The sequence below is a fragment of the Streptomyces violaceorubidus genome (assembly GCF_000717995.1).
GTDB classification, from domain to species: Bacteria; Actinomycetota; Actinomycetes; order Streptomycetales; family Streptomycetaceae; genus Streptomyces; species Streptomyces violaceorubidus.
Genome location: NZ_JODM01000001.1, coordinates 699,457 through 725,906, shown reverse-complemented (window position 1 = coordinate 725,906; position 26,450 = coordinate 699,457). Strand labels below are relative to the sequence as shown.

Annotated in this window: 23 protein-coding genes; 6 read left to right on the top strand and 17 right to left on the bottom strand. The window is 71.7% G+C overall.

Going from position 1 to position 26,450, the window contains the following annotated elements:
* The first annotated feature begins 4 nt into the window (after positions 1-4).
* Positions 5-1,042, top strand: a complete 1,038-nt coding sequence (locus IE94_RS0103365) for a VldE C-terminal domain-containing protein (RefSeq protein WP_078606383.1) — start codon at positions 5-7, stop codon at positions 1,040-1,042.
* A 326-nt stretch (positions 1,043-1,368) separates the two neighbouring features.
* Positions 1,369-1,800, top strand: a complete 432-nt coding sequence (locus IE94_RS0103360; protein ID WP_030145848.1) for a hypothetical protein — start codon at positions 1,369-1,371, stop codon at positions 1,798-1,800.
* Positions 1,801-1,933: 133 nt separating this feature from the next.
* Here IE94_RS0103360 and IE94_RS0103355 read toward each other — a convergent pair whose 3' ends face one another.
* Both IE94_RS0103355 and fdxA read right to left on the bottom strand, forming a co-directional pair.
* A complete protein-coding gene (locus IE94_RS0103355; protein ID WP_030145847.1) occupies positions 1,934-3,031 on the bottom strand; it encodes a bifunctional succinyldiaminopimelate transaminase/glutamate-prephenate aminotransferase in 1,098 nt (365 codons plus the stop codon).
* 119 nt (positions 3,032-3,150) lie between these two features.
* Complete coding sequence (fdxA, locus tag IE94_RS0103350; protein WP_030145846.1) at positions 3,151-3,471, bottom strand: ferredoxin; 321 nt, start codon at positions 3,469-3,471, stop codon at positions 3,151-3,153.
* Between the two features lie 141 nt (positions 3,472-3,612).
* On the opposite strand from fdxA, the gene IE94_RS0103345 reads away from it, so the two are divergent.
* Positions 3,613-4,632, top strand: coding sequence for a GNAT family N-acetyltransferase (locus IE94_RS0103345; RefSeq protein WP_037921508.1), 1,020 nt, complete (start codon positions 3,613-3,615; stop codon positions 4,630-4,632).
* A gap of 97 nt (positions 4,633-4,729) precedes the next feature.
* Positions 4,730-5,614, top strand: a complete 885-nt coding sequence (locus IE94_RS0103340; protein ID WP_030145844.1) for a transglutaminase-like domain-containing protein — start codon at positions 4,730-4,732, stop codon at positions 5,612-5,614.
* 53 nt (positions 5,615-5,667) lie between these two features.
* Here the strand turns inward: IE94_RS0103340 and IE94_RS0103335 are convergent, their stop codons facing one another.
* The 5 genes from IE94_RS0103335 to mshB form a co-directional block, all read right to left on the bottom strand.
* Positions 5,668-6,282 carry a response regulator transcription factor gene (locus tag IE94_RS0103335; RefSeq protein ID WP_030145843.1) on the bottom strand — a complete coding sequence of 205 codons (615 nt, stop codon included), beginning with the start codon at positions 6,280-6,282 and terminating at the stop codon, positions 5,668-5,670.
* Entirely contained in the window at positions 6,279-7,445 is a 1,167-nt protein-coding gene (locus IE94_RS0103330) for a sensor histidine kinase (protein WP_030145842.1), read from the bottom strand. Before IE94_RS0103330 ends, IE94_RS0103335 begins: the two co-directional genes overlap by 4 nt.
* A 228-nt stretch (positions 7,446-7,673) precedes the next feature.
* Positions 7,674-10,004, bottom strand: coding sequence for a membrane protein (locus IE94_RS0103325; RefSeq protein ID WP_030145841.1), 2,331 nt, complete (start codon positions 10,002-10,004; stop codon positions 7,674-7,676).
* 155 nt (positions 10,005-10,159) lie between these two features.
* The gene (locus tag IE94_RS0103320; protein ID WP_030145840.1) at positions 10,160-10,582 is read right to left on the bottom strand and encodes a DUF6113 family protein; all 423 of its coding nucleotides are present in this window, start codon (positions 10,580-10,582) and stop codon (positions 10,160-10,162) included.
* The gene (gene mshB / locus IE94_RS0103315; protein ID WP_030145839.1) at positions 10,579-11,502 is read right to left on the bottom strand and encodes an N-acetyl-1-D-myo-inositol-2-amino-2-deoxy-alpha-D-glucopyranoside deacetylase; all 924 of its coding nucleotides are present in this window, start codon (positions 11,500-11,502) and stop codon (positions 10,579-10,581) included. The genes IE94_RS0103320 and mshB overlap by 4 nt, the downstream gene beginning before the upstream one ends.
* 228 nt (positions 11,503-11,730) lie before the next feature.
* Between mshB and IE94_RS0103310 the strand changes: the two genes are divergently transcribed.
* Positions 11,731-12,738 carry an intradiol ring-cleavage dioxygenase gene (locus tag IE94_RS0103310; protein ID WP_037921505.1) on the top strand — a complete coding sequence of 336 codons (1,008 nt, stop codon included), beginning with the start codon at positions 11,731-11,733 and terminating at the stop codon, positions 12,736-12,738.
* 50 nt (positions 12,739-12,788) lie between these two features.
* On the opposite strand, the gene IE94_RS0103305 is transcribed toward IE94_RS0103310, so the two are convergent.
* Positions 12,789-12,983, bottom strand: a complete 195-nt coding sequence (locus IE94_RS0103305; protein ID WP_030145837.1) for a hypothetical protein — start codon at positions 12,981-12,983, stop codon at positions 12,789-12,791.
* 186 nt (positions 12,984-13,169) lie between these two features.
* Here IE94_RS0103305 and IE94_RS0103300 point away from each other — a divergent pair, with 186 nt between their 5' ends.
* Positions 13,170-15,305, top strand: coding sequence for a prolyl oligopeptidase family serine peptidase (locus tag IE94_RS0103300; RefSeq protein WP_030145836.1), 2,136 nt, complete (start codon positions 13,170-13,172; stop codon positions 15,303-15,305).
* Positions 15,306-15,435: 130 nt separating this feature from the next.
* Here IE94_RS0103300 and IE94_RS0103295 read toward each other — a convergent pair whose 3' ends face one another.
* From IE94_RS0103295 to IE94_RS0103255, 9 genes are all read right to left on the bottom strand, one after another.
* Positions 15,436-16,506, bottom strand: coding sequence for an ABC transporter ATP-binding protein (locus tag IE94_RS0103295; protein ID WP_030145835.1), 1,071 nt, complete (start codon positions 16,504-16,506; stop codon positions 15,436-15,438).
* Positions 16,499-17,482 (bottom strand): ABC transporter ATP-binding protein, encoded by a 984-nt coding sequence (locus IE94_RS0103290; protein WP_030145834.1) that lies wholly within the window; start codon positions 17,480-17,482, stop codon positions 16,499-16,501. Before IE94_RS0103290 ends, IE94_RS0103295 begins: the two co-directional genes overlap by 8 nt.
* Before the next feature lie 8 nt (positions 17,483-17,490).
* Positions 17,491-18,471, bottom strand: coding sequence for an ABC transporter permease (locus tag IE94_RS0103285; protein WP_030145833.1), 981 nt, complete (start codon positions 18,469-18,471; stop codon positions 17,491-17,493).
* Positions 18,464-19,387 carry an ABC transporter permease gene (locus IE94_RS0103280; protein WP_030145832.1) on the bottom strand — a complete coding sequence of 308 codons (924 nt, stop codon included), beginning with the start codon at positions 19,385-19,387 and terminating at the stop codon, positions 18,464-18,466. The genes IE94_RS0103285 and IE94_RS0103280 overlap by 8 nt, the downstream gene beginning before the upstream one ends.
* 9 nt (positions 19,388-19,396) lie before the next feature.
* The gene (locus IE94_RS0103275; RefSeq protein ID WP_030145831.1) at positions 19,397-21,034 is read right to left on the bottom strand and encodes a peptide ABC transporter substrate-binding protein; all 1,638 of its coding nucleotides are present in this window, start codon (positions 21,032-21,034) and stop codon (positions 19,397-19,399) included.
* 199 nt (positions 21,035-21,233) lie between these two features.
* Positions 21,234-22,379 (bottom strand): ABC transporter ATP-binding protein, encoded by a 1,146-nt coding sequence (locus IE94_RS0103270; protein ID WP_030145830.1) that lies wholly within the window; start codon positions 22,377-22,379, stop codon positions 21,234-21,236.
* A gap of 27 nt (positions 22,380-22,406) precedes the next feature.
* Positions 22,407-23,468, bottom strand: coding sequence for an ABC transporter ATP-binding protein (locus IE94_RS0103265; protein WP_030145829.1), 1,062 nt, complete (start codon positions 23,466-23,468; stop codon positions 22,407-22,409).
* Positions 23,469-23,478: 10 nt separating this feature from the next.
* Positions 23,479-24,456, bottom strand: a complete 978-nt coding sequence (locus IE94_RS0103260; RefSeq protein WP_030145828.1) for an ABC transporter permease — start codon at positions 24,454-24,456, stop codon at positions 23,479-23,481.
* Between the two features lie 110 nt (positions 24,457-24,566).
* The gene (locus IE94_RS0103255) at positions 24,567-26,369 is read right to left on the bottom strand and encodes an ABC transporter substrate-binding protein (protein ID WP_030145827.1); all 1,803 of its coding nucleotides are present in this window, start codon (positions 26,367-26,369) and stop codon (positions 24,567-24,569) included.
* Between the last annotated feature and the right edge of the window lie 81 nt (positions 26,370-26,450).

Genomic DNA, 26,450 nt, shown 5'->3' with positions numbered 1-26,450 from the left:
ACGCGTGCTCCAGCCGTCCCCACCCCGCAAACGCCGTGGCCGCCTCGCCCGTACGGGCGCCGCCTCCTTGGTCCTCGTCGCGGTCGCCGGATATCTGGCGGTGCAGTACGTCACCGGCGGCGCGGGCGCCCCGGGGTGCAGGGTGACCGGCGGCGAGGGCGGCCGGGCGAGCTACGAGTTCACGCCGGAGCAGGCGGTGAACGCGGCGACGATCACCGCCGTGGGCACCGCGCGGGGGCTGCCCGAGCGGGCCGTGACGATCGCGCTGGCCGCCGCGTTGCAGGAGTCGACGCTGCGCAACGTGGACCACGGCGACAAGGACTCGCTCGGTCTGTTCCAGCAGCGGCCCTCGCAGGGCTGGGGCAGGCCCGCGGAGATCATGGACCCGATCTACTCGGCGGGCCTGTTCTACGACCACCTGGTCGAGGTGCCCGGCTACCTGGACCTTCCGCTGACCGACGCCGCCCAGCGCGTGCAGCGCAGCGCCTTCCCGTACGCCTACGCCCAGCACGAACCGGGCGCCGAGCTGCTCGCCGCCGCGCTCACCGGGCGGTCCGCGGCGACGCTGACCTGTGACGGGCTCTTCGGCACGGCCCGCGAGACGGGTCCGGACGCGGTACGCGCGGCGCTGGTGCGGGACTTCGGGCAGGACGTGCTCGGGACCGCGGGCGCGGACGTGGGCGCCGCCGCCTCCCCCCGGCCCGCGACCTCCCCCCGGCCCGCGACCTCCTCCCGGCCCGCGACCTCCCCCCGGCCCGCGACCTCCTCCCGGCCCGCGGCCGGTTCCGACGGGCGGACCGTGACGCTGCCGGCGACCGGCGGCACCGGTTCCGGCTCGGCCGAGGAGCGCGGGCGGCGCGGCTGGCAGCTGGCGCACTGGGCGGTGGCCAACGCCTCCTCGCTGCACATCCAGCGGGTCACCTACGCGGGCCGGGAGTGGACCGCGGGCAACACGGACAGCAGGTGGAAGCCGACGGGCACCGCGGGCGCCAAGGGCGCGGAGCGGGCGGCGGGACCGGTGCGGATCACGTCCGTGAGCTAGCGCGCCCGTACGAAGCGTCATCTGTGCGAGTGAGACGCGTCCACGCGGAGCGCGGGCTTTCGCGCCCGCACCCCCGAACGCGTCGGAGGCCGGGAAATTCAAGGGCCGTAAGGATTCAGCAGACTTTCCGACCAGCGCCCTTTTGCCCGTTTTTCTGTGCACCTGATAATGCGACGCATTACCAACTCTTTACGTTGGGTCGCCGCAACCTTCCCGGCTCTCGAGCGGTAGTCACTGCGTCCGAGCCCGGTCGATCACTCACCGGTCGCCCTGCGGGCCCGGTCGGATTTCCCATCGTTGTCGTCGACTTACGTCGAAGGAGCATCATGTCCCTCCCCCTGACCCGCCGGATCGCCCGTGCCGCGCTGCTCGTCGCTGCGGGAGCGGCTGCCGGGGTCGGTGCGGCCGGCTCCGCCAGCGCGGCTCCCGAACTGCCGGCCACCCCGAACCTCGGGGGGCTGACCGCCCTGGACGGGGCGAACGTCGGCAACACCGCCGCCTCCGCGGCCCAGAACGTCACCGAGACCGCGGGCGACACCGGCGGCAAGGCCGTCAAGAAGGCCGTGCCGGCCGCCGGCAAGACCGGTGGGTCGGTCGTCAAGAAGGCCACCCCGGCGGCGCAGAACGCGGCCGGGGACGCGGCGGGCTCCGCCGGGGACCTCGTGGGTGACACGGCTTCGACCGCCACGAAGGGTGGGCTGCCGACGGACGCGCTGGGCAAGGGGGCGCTGCCGGTGCAGGGGCTGCCGATCGGCTAGCGCCGGGCTTGTCGAGCGGCGCCGGGGCCCAGGGTTGATTCCTGGGCCCCGGCGTTTTCATGTTTCCTACGCCTGTGCGGTGGGCGTCTCTTGGCCGTCGCCCGGCGTCGGGGGCTGTGGGCACCCAGCGGGGTCAGTTCTTCAGGCGCTCGGCCGCTGCCTGGACGCGTTCGTCCGTTGCCGTCAGGGCCACGCGGACGAAGTTCTCGCCCGCGGGGCCGTAGAAGTCGCCCGGTGCCACCAGGATGCCGCGTTCGGCGAGGTGGGCGACCGTGTGCCAGCAGGACTCCTCGCGGGTGGCCCAGAGGTAGAGGCTGGCCTCGCTGTGCTCGATGCGGAAGCCGGCGCCCAGCAGGGCCTCGCGCAGGACGCCGCGGCGGGCCGCGTAGCGCTCGCGCTGGAGGCGGACGTGCTCGTCGTCGCCGAGGGCCGCCACCACGGCGGCCTGGGTCGGCGCCGAGGTCATCATGCCGCCGTGCTTGCGGATCTCCAGGAGCGGGCCCAGGACGGCCGGATCGCCGGCCAGGAAGGCCGCGCGGTAGCCCGCGAGGTTGGAGCGCTTGGAGAGGGAGTGGACGGCGACCAGGCCGTCGTACGAGCCGCCGTTGACGTCCGGGTGCAGGACCGAGACCGGGTCGGCCTCCCAGCCCAGCTCCAGGTAGCACTCGTCGGAGACGACGAGGACGCCGTGCTCACGGGCCCAGGCCACGATCCGGGTCAGCTCGCCCTTGGAGAGCACCTTGCCGGTCGGGTTCGACGGGGAGTTGAGCCAGAGGAGCTTCAGGCCCGCCGGGTCCAGCTCGGTCGGGTCCTCGTACGCCTCGTACTCCGCGCGGGCCAGGCGCGCGCCGACCTCGTAGGTCGGGTAGGCCAGGCGCGGGAAGGCCACCTTGTCGCCGGGGCCGAGGCCCAGCTGGGTCGGGAGCCAGGCGACGAGTTCCTTGGAGCCGACGACGGGGAGCACGTGGCGGTGGGTGACGTCGCGGGCGCCGAGGCGGCGCTCCACCCAGCCGGTGAGGGCGTCCCGCAGCGCCGGGGTGCCCCAGACGGTGGGATAGCCCGGGGAGTCCGCGGCGTCCACCAAAGCCTTCTGGATCAGCTCGGGGACCGGGTCGACCGGGGTGCCGACCGAGAGGTCGACGATGCCGCCGGGGTGGGCCGCGGCCGTCTTCTTGTACGGCTCCAGCTTGTCCCAGGGGAAGGTGGGAAGTCGGTCGGAGACTGCGGACACGGTGGGTGGCTCCCTTTCCTCGTGAGCGTCCGGCACGGCAAACGCCTCGGTCCCGTGCGGCGCCGATCGGGGTGATCAGGCCGTACGGGACCGAGGCGGCGCGTGTGTGCGGGCCGCTCTTACTGGTTCTGCGGCGGCAGCGCGGCGACGAAGGGGTGGTCGCGCTCGATCAGCCCCAGCTTGCTGGCGCCGCCCGGCGAACCGAGCTCGTCGAAGAACTCGACGTTCGCCTTGTAGTAGTCCTTCCACTCCACGGGAGTGTCGTCCTCGTAGAAGATCGCCTCGACCGGGCAGACCGGCTCACAGGCACCACAGTCGACGCATTCGTCCGGGTGGATGTACAAGGACCGCTGGCCCTCGTAGATGCAGTCGACCGGGCACTCCTCGATGCACGCCTTGTCCTTCACGTCGACACAAGGCTGCGCGATGACGTAGGTCACGCTGTCGTTCCTCCTCGATAGGGCGCTGGCGAGGCCTCCTCAGGCTCCGCCGCCTGGCGCGCGGGAGCGCGGCGTCGTCGATGCCCGCCCCTAGTATCTCCGTTCTTGGGCATGATCCGAACAGGAGGGGTGGACAGACCCGTGGAATTCTCTGCCGCAGGGCGACTTGAGGTCCGTATCACCGCTACTGACGTGGGCAAACGAGTCTCCGTACGGCGCTTGAGCGAAGCTGGTGTCGCGGGTGAGAAGTTCACCGACACGGTCGGTGTTCTCACATCATGGACCGACGGTGTGCTGCTGATCACACGAAAGAGTGGCGAATCCGTCCGTGTCGCGGAGTCCGCACTGGTCGCGGGGAAGGTCGTGCCGGCCGCGCCCGCCCGCCGTCGCGGTCCGGCCGCCTCCTACGAGGAGCTGGTGCGGGTCGCCGCGCGGGCCTGGCTCCCGGTGGAGAGCGAGCGGCTCGGCGGGTGGGAGCTGCGGGCGGCCGGGGGCTTCACCCGGCGGGCCAATTCCGTGCTGCCGCTCGGCGATCCAGGGCTGCCGCTCGACGAGGCGCTGACGTCCGTACGCCGCTGGTACGGCGAGCGGGGGCTGCCCGCGTACGTCCAGACCGCCACCGGCGCCGACGGCACGCAGGAGTCGCTGTGCGCGGAGTTGGAGCGGCGGGGCTGGGGCCGGGAGGTGTCGGCCGAGGTCTGGACGGGCGGGCTCGCTCCGGTAGCCGATCTGGCCGAGGGCACCGGGGTGGTCCTGTCCCGGGAGGCGGACGAGGCGTGGCTGGCCCGGTACGGGCGCAGGGGTGTCAGCGGCGTGGCCCTGCGGGTGCTGGGATCGGGCCCGTCCGTGTGGTTCGCCAAGGTGCTTGGTGCGGACGCGGCGGGTACCCCGGCGGCGATCGGACGGTGTGTCGTGGACGGGCGCTGGGCCTCCTTCGCGGCCGTCGAGGTCGACCCCGCGCACCGGCGCCGGGGGCTCGCGACCGCCGTACTGGCCGCGCTGGCCCGGCGGGCCCTCGACGAGGGCGCGTCGGCGGCGTGGCTCCAGGTGGAGACGGACAACGCGGGGGCCCGGGCGCTGTACGCCGGGGCGGGCTTCGCGGCGCACCACGCGTACCACCACCACCGGGAGCCGGGGACGCCGGGACGGACGGACCGGTGATCGCCGCGGCATCCGCCGTGACATCCGTCGTGACATCCGTCGTGACATCCGTCGTGACATCCATCGTGACATCGCTGTGAAAGGGCACGAGCCGGCCATGCGCCATCCTCATCCACCCCAGCCCCCCTCGCCGGAACGCTCGGCCGAACTGCGGCGGCGGTTCGCCGAAGAGGCGCGGTCCGAGCGGCCCGACCTGGCCACGCTGTGCCTGCTGGTGGGTGCGGAGGGGGACGGGACGCTGGACGAGCCGGGGCTGGACGCCGCGCAGGTGGAACTGGACCGGCTGGCCGGACAACTGCCGTTCCGGCCGGGTACGCCGCGGGCCTGGGCGGTCGCGCTGCGGGACCTGCTCGGCGGGCGGTACGGGTTCCACGGGGCCGGGGCCGACTACCAGCGGCTGGAGTCCTCGCTGCTGCACGAGGTGCTGCGGCGCCGGCGCGGGCTGCCGATCCTGCTGTCGGTGGTGTGGATCGAGGTGGCCAGGCGGGCGGGGGCGCCGGTGTACGGGGTCGCGCTGCCGGGGCACTTCGTGGTCGGGTTCGGGGCGGAGTCGGGGCCGGGGGGCGGGTCGCTGGAGGAGCGGGTGCTCGTCGACCCCTTCGACGGGGGGCGGCTGCTGAGCAGGCAGGACGCGGAGGTGCTGGTCGCCGGGGCGACGGGGGCAAAGCTGCGGCCGTCGATGCTGGAGCCCGCGGCGCCGTTGGACGTCGTGGCCCGGGTGCTGAACAACGTCCGGGCGTGGGCGGCCAGGCGGCCGGAGCAGTCGGCGGTGGGCCTGTGGGCGGTCGAGCTGGCGCTGCTGTTGCCGGCGCACGCGGCGCGGTTGCGGTACGAGCGGGCGCGGTTGCTGGTGCAGCGGGGGGACTTCCTGGCGGGGGCCGGGGAGTTGGAGGCGTACGCGGAGGTGGTGGGGGCGGTGGACGAGGATGCCGCCGAGGGGGTGCGCCGGGAGGCGCGGGCGGCTCGGGCGATGTTGAACTGAGCCCAGCGGCACGACTGCCCGCGGCCTGGGCGGACCCCGACCCCGGCGGGCCCCTACAGCCAACCCTTGTTTCTCGCCACCCGGACCGCCTCCGCCCGGTTCCTGACCGCCAGTTTCTGGATGGCCGTGGAGAGGTAGTTGCGGACCGTGCCCTGGGAGAGGTGGAGGGCGGTGGCGAGTTCGGCGTTGGTGGAGCCGTCGGCGGCGGCGCGGAGGATCTCGCGTTCGCGGTCGGTGAGGGGGTTGGCGCCCTCGGCGAGGGCCGCCGCCGCCAGGGTCGGGTCGATGACCCGCTCGCCCGCCAGCACCTTGCGCACCGCTTCGGCGAGTTGGGCGGCCGGGGCGTCCTTGACCAGGAAGGCGTCGGCGCCGGACTCCATGGCGCTGCGCAGGTAGCCGGGGCGGCCGAAGGTGGTGAGGACGACCAGCTTCACGGCCGGGAGTTCCCGATGGACGAGGGCCGCCGCCTCGATGCCGGTCGCGCCGGGCATCTCGATGTCCAGCAGGGCCACGTCCACGCCGTGGGCACGGGCGGCGTCCAGCACCTCGTCGCCGCGCGCCACCTGGGCGACGACCTCGATGTCCTCCTCCAGGCCGAGCAGGGCGGCCAGTGCCTCGCGGACCATCGCCTGGTCCTCCGCCAGCAGGACCTTGATCGTGCGGCTCATGCCCCGGATCCTACGTCGGCCGCCGGAGCCGCCGGGACACGGGCGACCAGCCTGAACCCCCGCTGGAACGCGCCCGCTTCGAGGGTGCCGCCGGCCTTCTCCAGGCGTTCTGTCAGGCCGGTGAGCCCGTTGCCCGGGGCGCTCGCGGAGGCGGCGCGGCCGGAGCCGTTGTCCTCCACCGACAGTTCCAGCACCGCGCCGTCCAGCGTCCGGCGCTCCAGCAGCTCCACCACGCAGCTCCGGGCGTCGCTGTGCCGTACGACGTTGGTGACCGCCTCGCGCAGCGCCCAGGCGAGGGCGGTCTCGGACTCCTCGGGGACGCCGGTCAGGTCGGGTTCGCCGGGCAGCGCGGCGACCACCCCGGCGGCCGTCAACGCGACCTTGGCGCCCGCCAGTTCGGTGGCGAGGCGGGCGCGGCGGTAGCCGGTGACGGCCTCGCGGACGTCGACGAGGGCCTGGCGGCCGACCTGTTCGATGTCCGCGACCTGCTGGGCGGCCTTGTCGGGGTGGGCGGGGAGCATGCGGCCCGCCAGCTCGCTCTTCAGGGTGATCAGCGAGAGCGAGTGGCCGAGCAGGTCGTGCAGGTCCCGGGCGAGGCGCAGCCGTTCCTCGTTGGCGGCGAGCTGGGCGACGGTGGCGCGGGCCTCGCGCAGCGCGAGGGTGGTCCGGATCAGCTCGCGCACGCCGGTCATGGCGAAGCCGCCCAGCAGCGCCGGGAGCAGCAGTCCAGGGATGAAGGAGGTCCCGCCCGGCACCGCGAACGCGACGGCGGTGAGCAGCGCCGAGGCGCCCGGGACCGTCCAGCGGGCCAGGCTCGGCGGCAGGGCGGCGCCGGAGGCGATGGCGACGTACACGAAGAGGACCAGCCACTCGCGGCCCAGGGTGAGGGCGAGGAGGGTGGACTGGGCGGCGAGGGCGGCGAGGGAGCCGAGGACGAGGTGGTTCCGGTCGCCGCGGCCGCCGGGGAAGAGCAGCAGCATGTACCAGACCACGAAGACGACGAGGCCGAGCCAGCCGAGGACCTGGACACCGACGGCGTGGCCGCCGTGCAGCAGGTCGCTGACGGGGGCGCCCAGGTAGGCCAGCCAGACGGCCGTCCACATCACCTTGACGGTCTTCTGCCTGCGGTTGCCCGGGCGTTGCCCGATGCCGACGCCGCTCATGCCTCCAGCGTCTCCTTCCGGTGGGGCCGGGCCGCGGTCCGCCCGGGGCGCGGGTCGCGGCCGGCCACCGTCGTCCTCGTCATGCCCTCATCGTGGCCGGGGCGGGCGGGCGTCCGGCAGTGTCGGCGGTCCCGGGTACCGGATGACGGATGTCATGCGGCACCCGGGCCGGGTACGACGAGAGGGGCGCCCGGCGAGTGCCGGGCGCCCCTCTGGTCCGGGCCCGGGTCAGCTGGGGTCGGTGTCGATGACGGCCACCCGGTCGGTCTTGCTCTTCAGGGCCTGGCGCATGGCGCCGTAGACGTCCTGGGGGGTGACGGCCGTCTTCTCGCCGTTGGCCCGGGTGATGAGCACACCGTCGAAGGTCTGGCCGTAGAGCTCCTTGAGGGCGTTCAGGTCGGGCTTGTCGACGAGCTTGCCGCCGACGGCCGTGACCCTGAGGAACTTCCACAGGGACTTCTCGGGGCTCATCTGGACGGAGTGCGCGGCGTCCGTCTGCACGGTCACCCTGGCCGACATGGCCGGCTCGGCGAACTCCTTCAGCATCCGGTCGACCTCGGCCTTGGAGACTGTGGGCTCCTTGGTCGTCGTCGGCACGTTCACCGCGGTGGCGGTGCCCGTCTCCACCTGGGCGCGGTAGGCGGCCCGCACGGCCTCGGTCGACCTGGCGACGTCTATGCCCTTGCCGGCCTTGCCGTACACCGGCACGGCCTTGCCCGACTCGAACGTGATCGTGCCCTCGGTCACCGAACCGGCCCCGCTCGCGGAATTCTCCAGGGCGGCGTGCAGCTTCTCCTCGTCGACGGGCATGACCGGGTCGACGACCCGCTTCTGGCCGAAGAGCGAGCCGATCACGGAGACCGGGTTGTAGTCGCTGGTCGCCGCGGAGCTGGCCGTGGCCTGGGTGTCGAGCTGGAGGCCCGCCTGGTCCGGCTTCAGGGAGACGGTGTCGCCGCCCACCGTGAGCTTGAGCGGCTTGGCCGCGCGGCCGCCGAGGGCCGCGTCCAGCTTCTCGACGGCGTCGTCGCGGGTGCCCCCGCCGATGTCGACGCCGAGCACGGTGGTGCCCTTCGGCACGTCGGAGCGGTTCATCAGCAGACCGGCGCCGTAGGCGACACCGGCGACGACGACCAGGCCGCCGACGAGCAGCGGGAGCTTCTTGCGGCCCTTCTTCTTGGCGGGCTTGGCGGAGCTCGCCGGGGGCGCGGAGACCGGTTCGGGCAGCTTGGGCGGCGTGTGCGGCAGCGGTCCGTCCCCGGTCCCGGGCGGGAACGGTGCGGTGCGCTCGCCCGGTACGACGGGGATGCCGCTGGTGACCGTGTTGCCGGAGACGTTGTCCGGGTTGCCGGGGCCGGGGGGGACCGGCCGCTGCGGGGTGAGGATCGCGGTGTCGTCGCTGAGCCCGCCGCCGGGCCGGGCGGCGCCGGGGCCCGCGCCGGGACCGGAGCCGGCGGGCCTGCCGGGGCCGCCCGGGGCGCCGGGACCCTGCGGGCCGCGCGGTCCGGTCGGTGCGGGCTCGCGCTGCCCGCCCGGCGCTCCGGGGCCGCCGGGCCTTCCCAGGTCGCCGAGGTCTTTGGCCGGGGGCGGCGCCAGCCGGCCGTCTCCGGTGACCGGACCGCTGGTCGGGCCCGCGGGGCCCTGGGGGCCGTTGCCGTACGGGGACTGCCCGTTCAGGCCGTTCTGCTGCCCGCCGGGGACGCCGGGGCCCGGGGCGGCCTGCCCCTCGCCCGCGAAGTACGGCAGGTCGTCACGGCGAGGCTCGCCACCGGCGTCGGCGCCCGGGCGGCTGCCGTTGCCGTTGCCGCCGTTCAGGGTGCCGGCCGCCAGCGCCTCGGTCACGTCGAAGGAACCGGTGCCGCCACCGTGGCCGGGCGCGACGGGCCCGCCGGTCGCACCGGAACGGGCGGCGCCGCCGCCCACGGACCCGGGCCGGGAGCCGCCGGGTGCGCTCATGGAGCCGACGACGCCACCGGGACGGCCACTCCCGCCGCCCGGCCGCGCACCGGCACCGGCAGCACCCGCGGTGCCCGCCCCACGGGCGCCCTGCGCACCCGGGGCGCCGGGGGCCGCCGTCGAACCACCGGGCAGACCGGCGCCGTTGGTGGAGCCACCGCCCTGAGCGCCCTTGCCGGAACCCGACTTGCGTGGCGCGAACCAGTCGCTCGTCGGCTTCTCCTCGGCGGGCTGCGCGGTCTCGGCGGGAGCCTCCGGGGCGGCGGCCGACGGCGCGGGGGCACTCGGCGCCGACGCGGGCGCGGGCCGCTCGGCCGCCGCCTCCGTGTGGTCGGTGGCGTCAACCGCGTCGGCCGCGTCGGCGCCGTCCGCGACCGGCTTGCGCACGACGACCGGCGGAATGGGACGCGACCCGGGGATGTTGATCCGGATCCGGGTGGTCAGCGTCGTCTCGGTCTTGCGGTCCTCCGGTCGGGGGGCCGAACGGCCCGCGTCCGCACCGGCGTCGGAAGCCGTGGGTGTCCCGTAGGGCGGGGTGCCCGACGGGTATGCGGCTCCGCCGCGCCCGTGGGGCCCGGAGGACGAACTGTCAGTTTCACGACTCAAGGCAGGTTCTCCCGGTTGGCTCCGCCGCCCGTCACGCCTTCAACGGGCGGCTCGGCGGCGCGCACCACCATACTGGCCACTTCTCGCGCGTATCCCGTGACCGCAGGGGAAACCCACACGGGACTCGCACGCCCATGGCACGGCGAAGCGGTACGTCACTTGCGAAGTCGGGCGGAGCCGCCGTCCGGTTGCCGGACCGGCGCGAGGGTGGCGCAGATCACAGCAACGGCGATCCCGCCGAGCAGAAAGAGGTAGGAGCCGGCACCGGCGGCGAAGAGGAAGTCGCCCTCCGGTCGGCTGGTGGTGAGCAGGACCACGGCGAGCGCCCAGCCGAGGGCGGGCGCGACGGCCCCTCCCCGGCGCCCCACGGCACGGCCCGCCCCGAGGCACAGCCCCGCCTCGGCGGCCAGCGCGAGCAGCAGCCCGCCGGGGAACCAGGCCGGTTGCAGCAGCGCGCCCGCCGCGCCGAGTACGGCGCCGAGCACGAAGAGCCCGACGTACAGGGCGGCCCGTCCGGGCGAGGGCGGGCGCAGCGGCTGGGCGAGTACGGAGCCCGGCTGCTCGTCGCGGCCGCTCACGAGGCCACCCCGGTCGCGGAGGTCCCGGCAACACCGGCGGTACCGGCGGTACCAGCAGCACCGGCGATCCCGGCGAACAGGTCGCTCTCGCGGCCGTCGCCGTCGCCCCGCTCGCCGCGCACCAGTTCGTAGTGCTCGGTGGCCAGGAGCGGCTGGGCCAGGTCGTTGGAGAGGACGAAGTACGGTTCGGCGACCGTGATCTGGGTGGCGTGGGCGCGCATCGCGGCGGCCTTGGCGGCGACGTAGGCGGTGCCCTCGCCGTGGATCTCGGTGGTGATCCGCTCGTCGTCGACGACGCCCGGGACGTCCTCGGTGCCGGCCGCCTTCTCGAACGGCAGGCCGGGCAGGTCCTCCCGGAGCCGGGCGAAGGCATCCTCCGCGTAGGAGCGCGGCACGCGGTTCCAGTAGACCTTGGCGACGGGGCACCCGGCCTCGGCCGCCAGCTCCACCGCCCGCATGGCGATGCGGTGGGCCTGGATGTGGTCGGGGTGGCCGTAGCCGCCGTCCGGGTCGTAGGTGACGAGCACCTGCGGGCGCACCTCGCGGATCACGTCGACGAGCAGCGCCGCGGCCGCGTCGACGTCCGCCTGCCACAGGCATCCGGGGTCGTCGTTGTCGGACAGCCCCATCATCCCGGAGTCGGCGAACCGCCCCGGCCCGCCGAGCAGCCGGAAGTCCTCGACGCCGAGGGCGCGCATCGCCTCCGCCAGCTCACCCCGGCGGTGCCCGCCGAGGGCGGCCCCGGACAGGTGGGCGAGCGCGGGCGGAATGACCTCGCCCCGCTCACCGAGGGTGCAGGTCACCAGCGTCACGTGTGCGCCCTCGGCCGCGTACCGGGCCATGGTGACGCCGTTGTTGATCGACTCGTCGTCCGGGTGCGCGTGCACCAGCAGCAGACGCCGGCCGGGCAGTTCCTTCATGGGTCCACCCTATGAGGCGGCGCAGGCGTCGGCGCAACACGGGAGAGGGTCCGCGGCCCTGCCCACCGGCACGACCCGGGCGGCAGCCCTTCACGGCCGGCGCACAGCCTGCGCAGAGCCGGGTCATGGACCGCGTTGCCAGGCTGCCCGACGGGTCGGTACCGGTGCCCCGCTCCCGGGGCCGGTGCGGCCCCCACCGACCTGTCACCTCCTGACGGAAGGCGCTCCATGCGCGAGCCGAAAGCCCACCAGACCCCCGACGGCCCCGCCTACCAGGGGCGTCTGCTTCCGCGCCCCGGGGAGGAGGTGGTCGACCAGGGGCTGAAGTTCGACCTGGGCACCCTCTCCCGCAGGCGGGCCCTGTCCTTCCTGGGAGGGATCGGCGGCATGGCGGCGCTCGCCGCGTGCGGCTCGGACTCGGGCAGCAGCGCCTCGGCCGCGGCCACGGCCTCAGCGTCGTCCTCCGAGCCGACCGAGCCGACCGAGATCCCCGACGAGACCAACGGCCCCTACCCCGCGGACGGCACCAACGGGGTCCAGGTCCTGGACCGGGACGGAATCGTCCGACGGGACATCCGCTCAAGCTTCGGCGGCTCGACGACCACCGCCCCGGGCATCCCCCTGACCTTCGAGTTCACCCTGCTGGACCTCGTCCACGACGGCCGGCCGCTCGTCGGCGCGGCCGTCTACGCATGGCACTGCGACCGGAGCGGCGACTACTCCCTGTACTCCGGCGGCATCGAGGACGAGAACTACCTGCGCGGCGTGCAGGTCACCGACGACGACGGGCGGGTCGAGTTCGTCAGCGTCTTCCCCGCCTGCTACTCGGGCCGCTGGCCCCACATCCACTTCGAGGTCTATCCCGACCTCGATTCCGTCACCGACTACGACAAGCGCCTTTCGACCTCGCAGCTGGCCCTCCCGAAGGACGTCTGCGACACCGTCTTCGCCACCGACGGGTACGAGTCCTCCGTCGGCAACCTGGCCGGGCTCACGCTCAAGACCGACAACGTCTTCGGCGACGACGGCGGCGTCCACCAACTGGCCACCGTGACCGGCTCGGTGAAGGCCGGGTACACGGCCAGGCTGACCGTCCCCCTCGACACCGGCACCGAGCCCACGGGGGGCGCCGCACCCGGGGGCGCCGCACCCGGCGGCGCCCCGACCGGCCCGCCGCCGGGCGGAGCGCCCTCGGGAGCACGGGGCGACCCGCGGCCGTCGGCATCGTCGGGCTGACCTCCGGCGGCCAGGCGGACGACCGGACGCCGGCCGCACGTCCGCCGGCGTCAGAAGTTGATGCTCCCGATCATCCCGGCGATGTTGGTCGTCAGCTCACTGATCGTGGGAGCGATCGTCGACGAGGCCAGGTAGAAGCCGAGGAGCATGCACACGACCGCATGCCCCGCCTTCAAGCCTGACTTCTTGACCAGCAGGAAGACGATGATCGCCAGCAGCACAACCGCCGAAATCGAGAGTGCCACGGCGGCTCACCTCCAATAGGCCCAGGGACACGGGGGATCGGTCGCAGTCAAAGCTCGGGGCAGATAAATCCACGCAGCGGGCACCTGGTTGATACCCACTATGCGCTAGTGATCATAACTATCCGTGCGCGCGCATCTCTCGGCGCACAGCCGCACAAGGGGGCGCATGGCCAATATGGTCGAGGCATGACGACCGAGTCCGACTCCTTCCCCAAACGGCACGCCCGCACCCAGCGGTTCACGCTCGGCGCGCCGCGTTCGTTCACCGTGGCACCCGATGGTTCACGGGTCGCCTTCCTGCGTTCCGGTACCGGTACGGACCGGGCGAATTCCCTGTGGGTCCTGGACGTCGAGGAGGGCGGGGAGCGCGTCGTCGCCGACCCCCGCGCCCTCCTGGGCGGCGCCGAGGAGCGCCTGTCGCCCGAGGAACGGGCCCGGCGCGAGCGCAGCCGCGAGGGCGGCGCCGGGATCGTGGGCTACGCCACCGACGCGGCGGTCGAGCTGGCCTCCTTCGCGCTGTCGGGGCGGCTCTTCGCGGCCGGGCTGCGGGTCGGCACCGCGCGTGAACTGCCCACCCCCGGGCCGGTGATCGACCCGCGCCCCTCCCCCGACGGCCGGCACGTCGCGTACGTCGCCCAGGGTGCCCTGCGGGTCGTGGGCGCCGAGGGCGACGGGGACAGGGCGCTGGCCGAGGCGGACGGCGAGGGTGTCACGTACGGGCTCGCCGAGTTCGTGGCGGCCGAGGAGATGGCGCGCAGCCGGGGCTTCTGGTGGAGCCCGGAGTCGGACCGGCTGCTGGTGGCCCGCGTGGACGACACACCGGTCCAGCGCTGGTGGATCTCCGACCCGGCGCACCCCGGACGTGATCCACACCACGTGCCGTACCCGGCGGCGGGCACTGCCAACGCGGACGTACGGCTGTTCGTCGTCGGTCTCGACGGGGGGCGCACGGAGGTCCTCTGGGACCGGGCGCGGTATCCGTATCTGGCGCGAGTGCACTGGTCAGCGGCGGGTGCCCCGCTGCTTCTCGTACAGGCGCGCGACCAGCGCAGCCAGCTGTACCTGGCGGTGGACACGGCGTCGGGGACGACCCGGATGGTGCACGCCGACGAAGATCCAATTTGGCTTGATCTCTTCCCCGGGGTGCCCTGCTGGAGCCCTACGGGTCAGCTCGTGCGGATCGCCGACGAGGGTGGGGCGCGGGTGCTCGCGGTGGGCGAACGGCCCCTCACCGGGGCCCAGTTGCACCTGCGGGCGGTGCTGGACGTCGGCGCCGACGACGTGCTGGTCTCCGCCTCGGCGGGCGAGGAGGCGGCCGGAGCGGAGAGCGGGGCCGAGACCGGCGAGGTACACGTCTACCGGGTGAACGAACTCGGCGTGGAGCGCCTCTCGCAGGAGCCCGGCGTGCACTCGGCGGTTCGCGCCGGGGGCGTGACCGTGCTCGTCTCCGCCACCCTGGACCGGCCGGGGGCCCGGGTGCGCGTACTGCGGGATGGAAAGCCTGCGGCGACGATCGCGTCCTATGCGGAAGACCCCGGTTTGTCCCCGCGCGTGACCCTCACCCAGGGGGGCGCACGCCGCGTCCCGTGCGCCGTGCTTATGCCAACGGACTACCACGGTGACGCCCCCCTCCCGGTCCTCCTGGACCCCTACGGTGGCCCGCACGGCCAACGCGTGGTGGCCGCGCACAACGCCCACCTCACCTCGCAGTGGTTCGCGGACCAGGGGTTCGCGGTGGTCGTAGCCGACGGGCGGGGCACCCCTGGACGCTCCCCCGCCTGGGAGAAGACCGTCAGGGACGATCTGGCCGCCGTCGTGCTCCAGGACCAGGTGGACACGCTGCACGCCCTCGCCGCCGACTTCCCGCTGGACCTCGGCCGCGTCGCCATCCGGGGCTGGTCCTTCGGCGGCTATCTGGCCGCCCTCGCGGCGCTGCGCCGGCCGGACGTCTTCCACGCCGCCGTCGTCGGCGCCCCGGTCACCGACCTCCGGCTGTACGACACCCACTACCAGGAGCGCTACCTCGGCCACCCCGGCGAGCAGCCGGAGGTCTACCGCCGCAACTCGCTGATCGACGACGCCGGACTGGTAGACGCCGCCGAGCCGCACCGGCCCATGATGGTCATCCACGGGCTGGCGGACGACAACGTGGTGGTCGCCCACTCGCTGCGCCTGTCCTCGGCCCTGCTGGCGGCCGGCCGGCCGCACGAGGTGCTGCCGCTGTCCGGGGTCACGCACATGACCCCGCAGGAGTCGGTCGCCGAGAACCTGCTGCGGCTCCAGGTGGACTTCCTCAAGCGGTCGCTGCCCGCCCCGGCGTGAGCGGCCGCGTCACCCGGATGCCAACGCCTTTGACACGCGGGTAACTTCGCCGAAGCGGACCCGACACACGTCCGCGCGACGCTGATCCGCGTACGGCCGTGCGGGTGCCGTAAGCGGGCCGGGGACCATGTCACCCCGGCCCGCTGCCCTCGCCCTCGCCCTCTCCCTCGGGTGGCACCACCTGCTTCTCCTCCGCGAAGTGGCAGGCGGAGTCGTGCGCCGCGGGGCCGGAGACCGAGCGGAACTCTGCGGGGACGGCCAGGGCCGGCACCTCCAGCGCGCAGCGCTCCCGCGCCTTCCAGCAGCGGGTGCGGAAGCGGCAGCCGGAGGGGATGTTGGTCGGGGACGGGACGTCGCCGGCCAGGATGATCCGCTCGCGGTGCTCCCGGGCCTCCGGGTCGGGCACCGGCACGGCGGACAGCAGCGCCTGGGTGTAGGGGTGCGTGGGGTGGTCGTAGATCTCCGCGTCCCGGCCCGTCTCGACGATGCGGCCCAGGTACATGACGCCGACTCGGTCCGAGATGTGCCGGACGATCGACAGGTCGTGGGCGATGAAGATGTAGGACAGGTCGAACTCGTCCTGGAGGCGGCCCATCAGGTTGATCACCTGGGCCTGGACGGAGACGTCGAGGGCGGAGACCGGCTCGTCGGCGACGATGATCTCCGGGCGCAGCGCCAGGCCGCGGGCGATGCCGATGCGCTGGCGCTGGCCGCCGGAGAACTGGTGCGGGTAGCGGTTGACGTACTCCGGGTTCAGGCCGACCACGTCCAGCAGCTCCTGGACCCGCCGCCGCCGGTCGCCCTTCGGGGCCACCTCCGGGTGGATGTCGTAGGCCTCGCCGATGATGTCGCCGACGGTCATGCGGGGGTTGAGGGAGGTGTAGGGGTCCTGGAAGACCATCTGGATGTTCCGGCGTACGGACTTCAGCGCCTTGCCCGACAGGCGGGTGATGTCCTCGCCCTTGTAGCGGATCTCCCCCGCCGTCGGCCTCTCCAGGTTGACCAGCATCTTGGCGACCGTGGACTTGCCGCAGCCGGACTCGCCGACGATGCCGAGGGTCTCGCCGCGGGCCAGCTCGAAGTCCACGCCGTCGACGGCCTTGACCGCGCCGACCTGCTTCTTGAAGAGGATGCCGGAGGTCAGCGGGTAGTGCTTGACCAGGCCGCGGACTTCGAGGATCGGCTCCGTGGTCTCAGCCATGCAGGCACTCCCTCCAGAAGTGGCAGGCGCTGCCCCGCTCGGCGTCGGACTCCGTGACGTCGTAGAGGGGCGGCACGTCGGTGCGGCAGACGTCCCGGGCCATCGGGCAGCGGGGGTGGAAGGCGCAGCCGGGCGGGATGCGGGTGAGGTTGGGCGGCAGGCCCTTGATGGCGTACAGCTCCTGGCCCTTCTGGTCCAGGCGCGGGATGGATTCCAGCAGGCCGCGGGTGTAGGGGTGGGCCGGGGCCTTGTAGATGTCGTGGACCGGGGCCGTCTCCACGATCCGGCCCGCGTACATGACGGCGATCTTGTCGGCGACGTCGGCGACCACACCGAGGTCGTGGGTGATGAGGATCAGGCCCATGCGCAGCTCGCGCTGGAGCTCCGCGAGCAGGTCCATGACCTGGGCCTGGACGGTGACGTCCAGGGCGGTGGTCGGCTCGTCGGCGATGATCAGCTTGGGCTCCAGGGCCATCGCCATCGCGATCATGATGCGCTGGCGCATGCCGCCGGAGAACTGGTGCGGGTACTGCTTCACCCGCTCCCTGGCGGCCGGGATGCGGACCCGGTCCATCAGCTCGATCGCCTTGGCGTGGGCGTCCTTGCGGGACATGCCGCGGTGCACGGTGAACATCTCGGCGAGCTGGGCGCCGACGGTCAGGACCGGGTTCAGCGAGGACAGCGCGTCCTGGAAGATCATCGCCATCTTGGCGCCGCGGACCTTCCGGCGTTCCTGCTCCTTGAGCTTCAGGAGGTCCCGGCCCTCGAAGAGGATCTCCCCGGCGGTGATCCGGCCGGGCGGGACGTCGAGGATGCCCATGATCGTCTGGGCGGTGACGGACTTGCCGGAGCCGGACTCGCCGAGCACCGCGAGGGTCTCGCCCGCGTCCACCCCGTAGTCGACGCCGTTGACGGCCTTGGCGACACCGTCCCGGGTGTGGAACTCCACGTGCAGGTCGCGCACTTCGAGCAGCATGCGGCGGCTCACCTCAGCTTCGGGTCGAGGGCGTCGCGCACCGCGTCGCCGAGCATGATGAACGCGAGGACGGTGATGGCGAGCGCCCCGGACGGCCACAGCAGCGCGTGCGGGGCGTTGCGCACGTAGGGGGCGGCGGAGGAGATGTCGATGCCCCAGGAGACGCTGGGCGGCTTGAGGCCGACGCCGAGGAAGGACAGGGTCGCCTCCAGGGAGATGTAGGTGCCGAGCGCGATGGTCGCCACGACGATGACCGGGGCGACGGCGTTGGGCGCGATGTGCCGCAGCAGGAGCCGCGAGTTGGAGGCGCCGAGCGCCCGCGCCGCCTGCACGTAGTCGTTCTGCTTGGCGGTGATGACGGAGCCGCGGGCGATGCGGGAGATCTGCGGCCAGCCGAGCAGCACGATGAAGCCGATGACCGGCCAGATGGTGTTGCTGGTGATGACGGAGAGGAGGACGAGTCCGCCCAGGACGACCGGGATCGCGAAGAAGATGTCGGTGATCCGGGACAGCACCGCGTCCCCGCCGCCGCCGAAGAACCCGGCGAGGCCGCCGAGGACGCTGCCGAGGACGGCGACGCCGAGCGTGGCGAGGATGCCCACCGCGACCGAGGTGCGGGCGCCGTAGACGGTACGGGTGTAGACGTCGCAGCCCTGGCCGTTGAAGCCGAAGGGATGGCCGGGCTGGGAGCCCTCCTGGGCCTTGGCCAGGTCGCACTTGAGAGGGCTGCCGGAGGCGATCAGCGAGGGCCAGATGGAGATGACGACCAGGAAGAGGATGACCAGCGCCGAGATGATGAAGACGGGGTTGCGGCGCAGGTCGTGCCAGGCGTCGGACCACAGGCTGCGGGGCTTGTCCCGCGGGTCCGCCCCGTCCGGCCCGGGCGGCTGCTCCAGCGTGACCGCCTCGCTGGCGCCGAGGTCCATCGTGCCGCCCATGCCGGTACCGGCGATGGCGCGTTCGGGCTCGTAGGGCTCCTGTTCAGGCATAGCGGATCCTCGGGTCGAGTACGGCGTACAGGAGGTCGACGACGAGGTTGGCGACGAGGAAGACGAGCACCAGGATGGTGACGAAGCCGACGACGGTCTGGGTGTTCTGGCGCAGGATGCCCTGGTAGAGCTGGTAGCCGACCCCGTGGATGTTGAAGATCCGCTCGGTGACGATGGCGCCGCCCATCAGGGCGCCGATGTCGGTGCCGATGAAGGTGACGACGGGGATGAGGGAGTTGCGCAGCAGGTGCCGGGTGATGACCCGGTGGCGGGGCAGGCCCTTGGCGATGGCGGTGCGGACGTAGTCGGAGCGCCGGTTCTCGGCGATGGAGGTACGGGTCAGCCGGGTGACGTAGGCCAGTGAGACCGAGGCGAGGACCAGTCCGGGGACGATCAGCTCGCCGAAGGCCGCCTCGGAGGAGACCGCCGGGTCGATCCAGCCCCATTTGACGCCGAGCAGCAGCTGGAGCAGCAGGCCGGTGACGAAGGTGGGGACGGAGATGACGACGAGGGTCAGGAGCAGCACCCCGGTGTCGACGGGGCGGCCGCGGCGCAGGCCGGTGACGACGCCGAGGACGATGCCGACGACGATCTCGAAGAGGATCGCGACGATGGTGAGCCGGATGGTGACCGGGAACGCCGTCCTGATCAGCTCAGTGACCGGCTGACCGTTGAAGGCGGTGCCGAAGTCGCCGGTGAAGACGTTGCCCATGTAGGTGGCGTACTGCTGCCACACGGGCTGGTCGAGGCCGAACTCGTGCCGCAGCTGCGCGGCGGTCGCCGGGTCGCACTCCCGGTCGCCGCACAGGCCCGCGATCGGGTCGCCCATCACGTTGACCATCAGGAAGATCAGCAGCGTCGCCCCGATGAAGACCGGGATCATCTGGAGCAGCCGCCGGACGACATAGCGTCCCATGGCGCCCCCTCAGCCGACCTTGATCTCGTTGTAGACCGGGACGCTGAACGGGTTGAGCTTCACGTTGGAGAGCCGGTCGGAGTAGCCGGCGCTGCCGTTCTGGTACCAGAGCGGGATGGCGGCCATGTTGTCGCGGACGACCTCCTCGGCCTGCTGGAAGGTCTTGACGGCCTCGGCGGTGTCGGTCTGGCCGTTGGCCTTGTCGACGAGCCCGTCGAACTCCTTGTTGGACCACTTGCCGTCGTTGGAGGAGGCGTTGGTGTAGTAGAGCGGCTGGAGGAAGTTCTGGATGAGCGGGTAGTCCATCTGCCAGCCGGCGCGGAAGGGGCCGCTCATCTTCTTGCCGGTGATCTGGTTGCGGAAGTCGGCGAAGGTGCCGACCGGGTTGCCCGCGCAGGCGCGGTCGTTGTCCAGGGCGTTGTTGATGGAGTTGCAGACCGCGTCGACCCACTGCTTGTGGGAGCCGGTGTCGGCGTTGTAGGTGATCTTGACCTGCCCGCCGGGCAGGCCGCCGCCCTCCTTGATCAGCTTCTTCGCCTGCTCGGCGTCGTACTCGCAGGCGTCCCCGCACAGGCCCGGCTTGTATCCGCCGTCCTCGCCGAGGACCGGTGAGGTCCAGTCGGTGGCCGGGGTGCGGGTGTGCTGGAAGATCGTGTCGGTGATCTGCTTGCGGTCGATGGCCATGGACAGGCCGGTGCGGACCTTGTCGGAGCCGGACTTGTTCCAGTCGTTGTCGTAGAACGGGAAGGCGAGGGTCTGGATGATGCCGGCCGGGGTGTTGATGTACCGGTCGCCGAGGTCGTTCTTGACGTTCTTCAGCTGGGAGGCCGGGACGTCGTCGACGAGGTCGAGGTTGCCCGCGATCAGGTCGGTGTAGGCGGTGTTGTTGTCGGTGTAGACCTTGAGGTCCACGCCGCCGTTCTGCGCCTTGTCGTCACCCGGGTAGTCGGCCCACGTGCGCAGGGACATCTGGGAGCCGCGGGTGTAGTTGTCGACCTGGTAGGGGCCGTTGCCGACCGGCTTCTTCAGCCAGGCGTCGTGGTCGTCGAAGAACGCCTTGGGCAGCGGCGCGAAGGCGTTGTAGCCGAGGGTGTCGGGGAAGCTGGAGAACTTCTGGTTGAGCTTGACGGTGAAGGTGCGCGGACCGGTCACCTTCAGCCCGGAGAGCGTGTCGGCGCTCTGCTTGCCCCCGTCCTCGGGGTGCACCTTGTCGTAGCCGTCGATGTACGCGAAGAAGTACGCGTTGCGCTGGTTGTTCTTCAGGCTCGCGCCGTAGTTCCAGGCGTCCACGAAGGACTGGGCGGTGACCTTCTCGCCGTTGCTGAAGGTCCAGCCGTCCTTGACGGTGATGGTGAAGTTCATCGAGTCGGACGTGTCGATCTTCTCGGCGAGCATGTCCTTGGCCTCGCCGGTCTCGGGGTCGTACTTCTTCAGCCCCCGGAAGATCATGTCGAGGACCTTGCCGCCCTGCACCTCGTTGGTGTTGGCCGGCTCCAGCGGGTTCTGGGGGTCGCCCCAGGAGGAGCTGAGCACGCCGCCGCCGCCCCCGTCGCCGCCTCCGTCCCCGCCTCCGCCCCCGCAGGCCGTCGCCGCGAGGACTACCGCCGCCGCGCAAGCGGCCCGTGTGGCGTACGTGGCTCCGCGCATGGAGTGCCTCCTCGTGCCCTGACTCGTCCGCTGGTCCGTTCCGGTCCAGCTTCGAGGGGCGTACTCGGGGGCGCACACCCGTCCGGTCCGTACGGGTTGCCGGTGTCCTCCGGACGGGTGCAGGAGGGGGCGGCATGCGCGAGGGCGGCGGCCGGAGTCCTCCTCCCGCCGCCGCCCCGGGCGTCGCCCTGCGTCGCGCTCAGGCCTTGGAGACCGCCGTACCGCCGTCGGCGCCGTCCTCCATCGCCTTCAGGCCCGGGTCCATGACGATGTCCTCGGTCCTGGCCTCCGTCGAGCCCTCCTCCGGGAAGTGGCAGGCCGTCAGGTGGCCCTCACGGTTCCCGGAGAGCTGCACGAGCGGCGGCTCCTCGGTGGCGCACTTGTCCTGCGCCTTCCAGCACCGGGTGCGGAACCGGCAGCCGGAGGGCGGCGAGATCGGCGAGGGCACGTCGCCCTCCAGCCGGATCCGCTCCTTCTTGTCGGCGTCCAGGTCCGCCTCGGGCACGGCCGACAGCAGCGCGTGCGTGTACGGGTGACGGGGGCGGTTGTAGAGCGAGTCGCGGTCCGCGATCTCCACGATCTTGCCCAGGTACATCACCGCGACGCGCTGCGAGAAGTGCCGCACGATCGCCAGGTCGTGGGCGATGAACACGAACGCGATGCCCATCTCCCGCTGCACCTCCTGCAGCAGGTTCACCACCTGGGCCTGGATCGACACGTCGAGGGCGGAGACCGGCTCGTCGGCGACGATGAGCTTGGGCTGCAGCGCGACCGCGCGGGCCACCCCGATGCGCTGCCGCTGGCCGCCGGAGAACTCGTGCGGGAAGCGGTTGTAGTGCTCCGGGTTGAGACCGACGATCTCCAGGAGCTCGCGGACGCGCTTCTCCCGGCCGCCGGGCGGGTTGATCCCGTTGATCTCCATCGGGCCCGAGATGATCGTGCCGACCGTCTGCCGCGGGTTCAGCGAGGCGTACGGGTCCTGGAAGATCATCTGGATCTCGGACCGGATCGGCGCCAGCTGTCGCCGGTTGGCCCGGCTGATGTCCTTGCCCTGGTACTCGATGGTGCCCTGGGTCGGCTCGTACAGGCGGGTCAGCAGCCGGCCGGTGGTCGACTTGCCGCAGCCGGACTCGCCGACGAGGCCGAGGCTCTCGCCCGGGAAGACCTCGAAGTCGACGCCGTCGACGGCCTTGACGTGGCCGACGGTGCGCTTGATCGGGAAGCCGCCCTTGATCGGGAAGTGCTTCGCCAGGCCGCTGACCTTGAGAAGCGGCGCGGTGTCGCCGTCCCGCTGCTGCGGGAAGTCGTCGGCCACCGCTGTGGTGGTCTTGCTGTTGTCGCTCATGGTGATGCCCCAGTCGCCGGTTTCCGCTCAGCCCAGCCGGGGCTGAATCTTCTCGATGAACACCTGCTGCCGCTGCTCACCCGTCAGGTGACAGGCGGCGGCCCGGCCGCCCGGAAGCGTCGGACGCTCACCCGAGCACCGCTCGCCGGAGACCAGGTCGGTGAAGCCGCACCGCGGGTGGAACGCGCACCCGGAGGGCGGGTTCAGCAGCGAGGGCGGCGACCCCGGGATCGGCATCAGCGGCTCGTCGACGTCGGAGGTGAGGTTCGGCATCGAGCTCAGCAGACCCCAGGTGTACGGGTGCTGCGGCGTCTTGAGCACCTCGCGCACCGAGCCGCGCTCGACGGCCCGGCCCGCGTACATGACGAGGATGTCGTCGGCCATGTTGCCGACCACGCCCAGGTCGTGGGTGATCATGATGATCGCGGAGCCGAACTCCTGCTGCAGGTCCTTGAGCAGGTCGAGGATCTGCGCCTGGACGGTCACGTCGAGCGCCGTGGTGGGCTCGTCCGCGATGAGCAGGTCGGGGTTGCACGCGAGGGCCATGGCGATCATGGCGCGCTGGCGCATACCGCCGGAGAACTGGTGAGGGTAGTCGTCGACCCGCTTCTGCGGGTGCGGGATGCCCACCTTCTGCAGCAGGTCGATGGCGCGCACCCGGGCGTCCCGCTTGGACGCCCCGTTGTGCTTCATGTACGGCTCGCCGATCTGCCGGCCGACCGTGTAGTACGGCGACAGCGCGGTGAGCGCGTCCTGGAAGATCATCGCCATCTTCTTGCCGCGCAGCTTCTCCAGCTGCTTCTCGCTGGCCTCGGTCAGCTCCTGGCCGTCCAGCGCGATGGATCCCTCGACGGCGGTCCTGCGGCGGTCGTGCAGGCCGAGGACGGCCAGGTTGGTCACCGACTTGCCGGAGCCGGACTCGCCGACGATGCCGAGGGTCTTGCCCCGCTCCAGGTCGAAGGAGAGCCCGTCCACCGCCTTGACGACGCCGCCCTCGGTGGAGAAGTGGACCTTGAGGTCGCGCACCGAGAGAAACGCGTCCCCCGCGGCGGCGGCCGGGGCCTCTTCGGGCTTGGTCTGAGTGGTCACGGTGGTTCTCCTAGGACAGGCGCACGCGCGGGTCGATGACGGCGTACAGGGCGTCCACGATCAGGTTGAAGACGATGATGAGCGCGGCGCTGATGAGCATCACGCCCATCAGCATCGGCAGGTCCTTGTCGATGACGGACTGCAGCGCGAGCCGGCCGATCCCGGCCAGCCCGAACGTCAGCTCGGTCACCATGCCGCCGCCGAGCAGCGAGGACAGGTCGATGCCGAGGATGGTGACGATGGGCACGAGGGAACCGCGCCAGGCGTAGCGGAAGAAGGTGTAGTTGCCCGACATGCCCTTGGCCCGGGCCGCCTTCACGTGTTCTTCCTGAAGTTGCTCGATCATCGACGACCGGCTCATACGCGTGTAGTTGGCGGTGAAGATAGTGGCCATGACGACCCAGGGGATCAACAGGCCCGCGAACCAGCCTGCGGCGTCCTCGGAGATCGGCACGTACTTCGGCTTCTCCAGCCAGCCGGTGCTGTAGACGAAGAGGAGCAGCACGAGCGGACCGAGGAAGTAGATCTGCAGCGAGCTGACGACGAGCGAACCGGAGCTGAACACCTTGTCCAGCCAGGTGCCGCGCTTCTTCGCCGCCACCATGCCGGCACCGAGACCGACCACCAGGAAGACCACCAGGCTGCCCGCGGTGAGCGAGAGGGTCAGCGGGAAGCGGTCGAGGATCGTGTCCCAGACGTTCTGGTTGTTGGCGAAGGAGACGCCGAAGCAGGGGGCGTCGCAGTGGCCGACGGCGAAGTCGCGTCCGGTGAAGATGCCGGCCAGGAAGTGCCAGTACTGGACCGTGACCGGCTGGTCGAGGCCCAGGTTCTTGTGGATGATCTCCAGCGCGTCCGGAGTGCAGTTCTTGCCACAGGCCAGCAGGGCCGGGTCCTGCGGGATCGCGAAGAACATGAAGAAGGTGAAGGCACTGATCAACACCAGGATCAGCACCGCGCCGAAGGACCGGCGAATGAGGAATTGAAGCATGGCAGACAGCTGCTCTCAGGACTGCGGCAGTCGGATGGGGAGGTCTGAGGGAACCGGGGCCGGTGGGGGCGCTCCGCCGCGCGCCCCCACCGGTTTCCCGACCGTGCGGACTACTTCTTGAGGAAGACCCGCGTCACGTCCACGTAGCTCGAGTCCGAGCTGTAGCGGATGCCGCCGATGTTCGACCCGAAGATCTGGAAGACCTTCGTGTAGTAGATCGGGGCGGCCGGGTTGACCTCCTTGGAGATGTACTCGTTCAGCTCGGCCCACGCCTTGGTGGCCTCTGCCGTGTCGGTGATCTGCTGGATGCGCTTGATCTCCGAGTTGACGTGCTCGTCGTTGATGTGCGAGTAGTTCGACGCGCCGTCCTGGATCTGCTTGCCGTCGTACACCGGCGGGATGACCGTGGACGCGGACGGCCAGTCCTGGCCCCAGCCGGTCATGTACAGGTCGTAGCCGTTCTTGACCTTGCCGACCTGCTCGTACCAGGTGGCGGAGTCGATCTCCTTCTTCTGGATGTCCAGACCGATCTTCTCCAGGGCGTCGGCGATCAGGACGGCCTGCTTCTGACGGGTCGGCGTGTTGCCGTAGGCGTAGACGAGGCTCTTGCCCTCGAAGCCGCCTTCCTTGATCAGCTTCTTGGCGGCAGCGATGTCGCCGTTCGGCTTCTTGGCCCGGTTGAACGGGTCGAACGTGTCGTCGTAGCCCGGGGTGGTGGGCGACATCAGCGAGTTGGCGACCTCACCGCCGTAGGCACCGCCGTCGGCCTTGAAGACCGCGTCGGAGGGCAGGGCCAGGGTGATCGCGTCACGGAGCTTCTTGTCCTTGACGCGGTCCAGGTTGAAGTTGAGCTGCCACACGTAGGGGGCGTAGCCCTGGATCGTGCGGTTCTTCATCGCGTCCTTGTCGCCGACAACCTTCTGCAGCTGTGTCGTGGCGACCTGGCCGGTGAACATCATGGCGTTCTTGGCGGCACCCTGGTCGGCGAGGAGGGTCTTCGTCTGGTCCTCGTCATCGTGGTTCATCTCGATGTTGAAGCCGTCGACGTACTGGTGGCGCACCGAGTCGGACTTGGGGTCCCACTGGGTGTTCTTGACCAGCTTCATGGACTTGCCCGGCTTGAAGTCGGCGATCTTGTACGGACCGGCGGCGACGGGGGCGGAGTCGTACTTCTCCTTGGTGTCCGTCTCCTCCGGGACGACGCTGTAACCGGGCATGGTCAGCATCTGCGGGAGGTCGGGGCGAGCCGTCTTGAAGTGGAAGACAATCGTCTTGTCGTCCGGCGTCTCCAGGACGTTGTCGGGCAGGTGCTTGCCCTTGTCCGGACCCGCGTAGGCGTCGCGGTAGGTGGTGCCGTCACCGGACAGCCACTGCTGGAGGTAGGTCGGGCCGTCGGTGATGTAGTTGGCGTACAGGCGCTCGACCGTGTGGCGGATGTCCGCCGAGTTGATCGGGTTCCCGTTCGCGTCCTTCAAGTTGTCCTTGAGGGTGTACGTCCAGGTCTTGCCGCCGTCGGTCTGCTTGCCCGCGTCCGTGGCGAGGTCGCCCACGACGGTCAGGTTGCCGTTCTCGTCCTCGTCGTACTGGGTCAGACCGCGGAAGATGAGGCGGCTGAGCAGCTTGCCGTCGGAGACGTAGATCTGGCCCGGGTCCAGGTGGGAGAAGTCCGCCTCCTGGTAAACGGTCGCGACACCGCCCGGCTTGGCGCCCGGAACCTCGGCGGCCGGGCCGGTGGACGCCTGCGCGTCGCCGATCTGGACCGGCTTCGACTGCGACTTGGCGTCTTCCTTCTTCTTGCTGTTGTCCTTGGCAGAGCCGTTGCTGTCGCCACCACCGCAGGCGGTGAGGGTCAGAGCGCCGGCGGCGACTGCGACTATCGCGGCCGTCGCGGTGCGGTTACGGAGAATGCTCATAGGGACGAATCCACCTGCCTGTGAGTAGTGAGCACTGCTGGTACGTGGCCGGGGCCGGGCTGAGCGGCACCGAACCGGCCG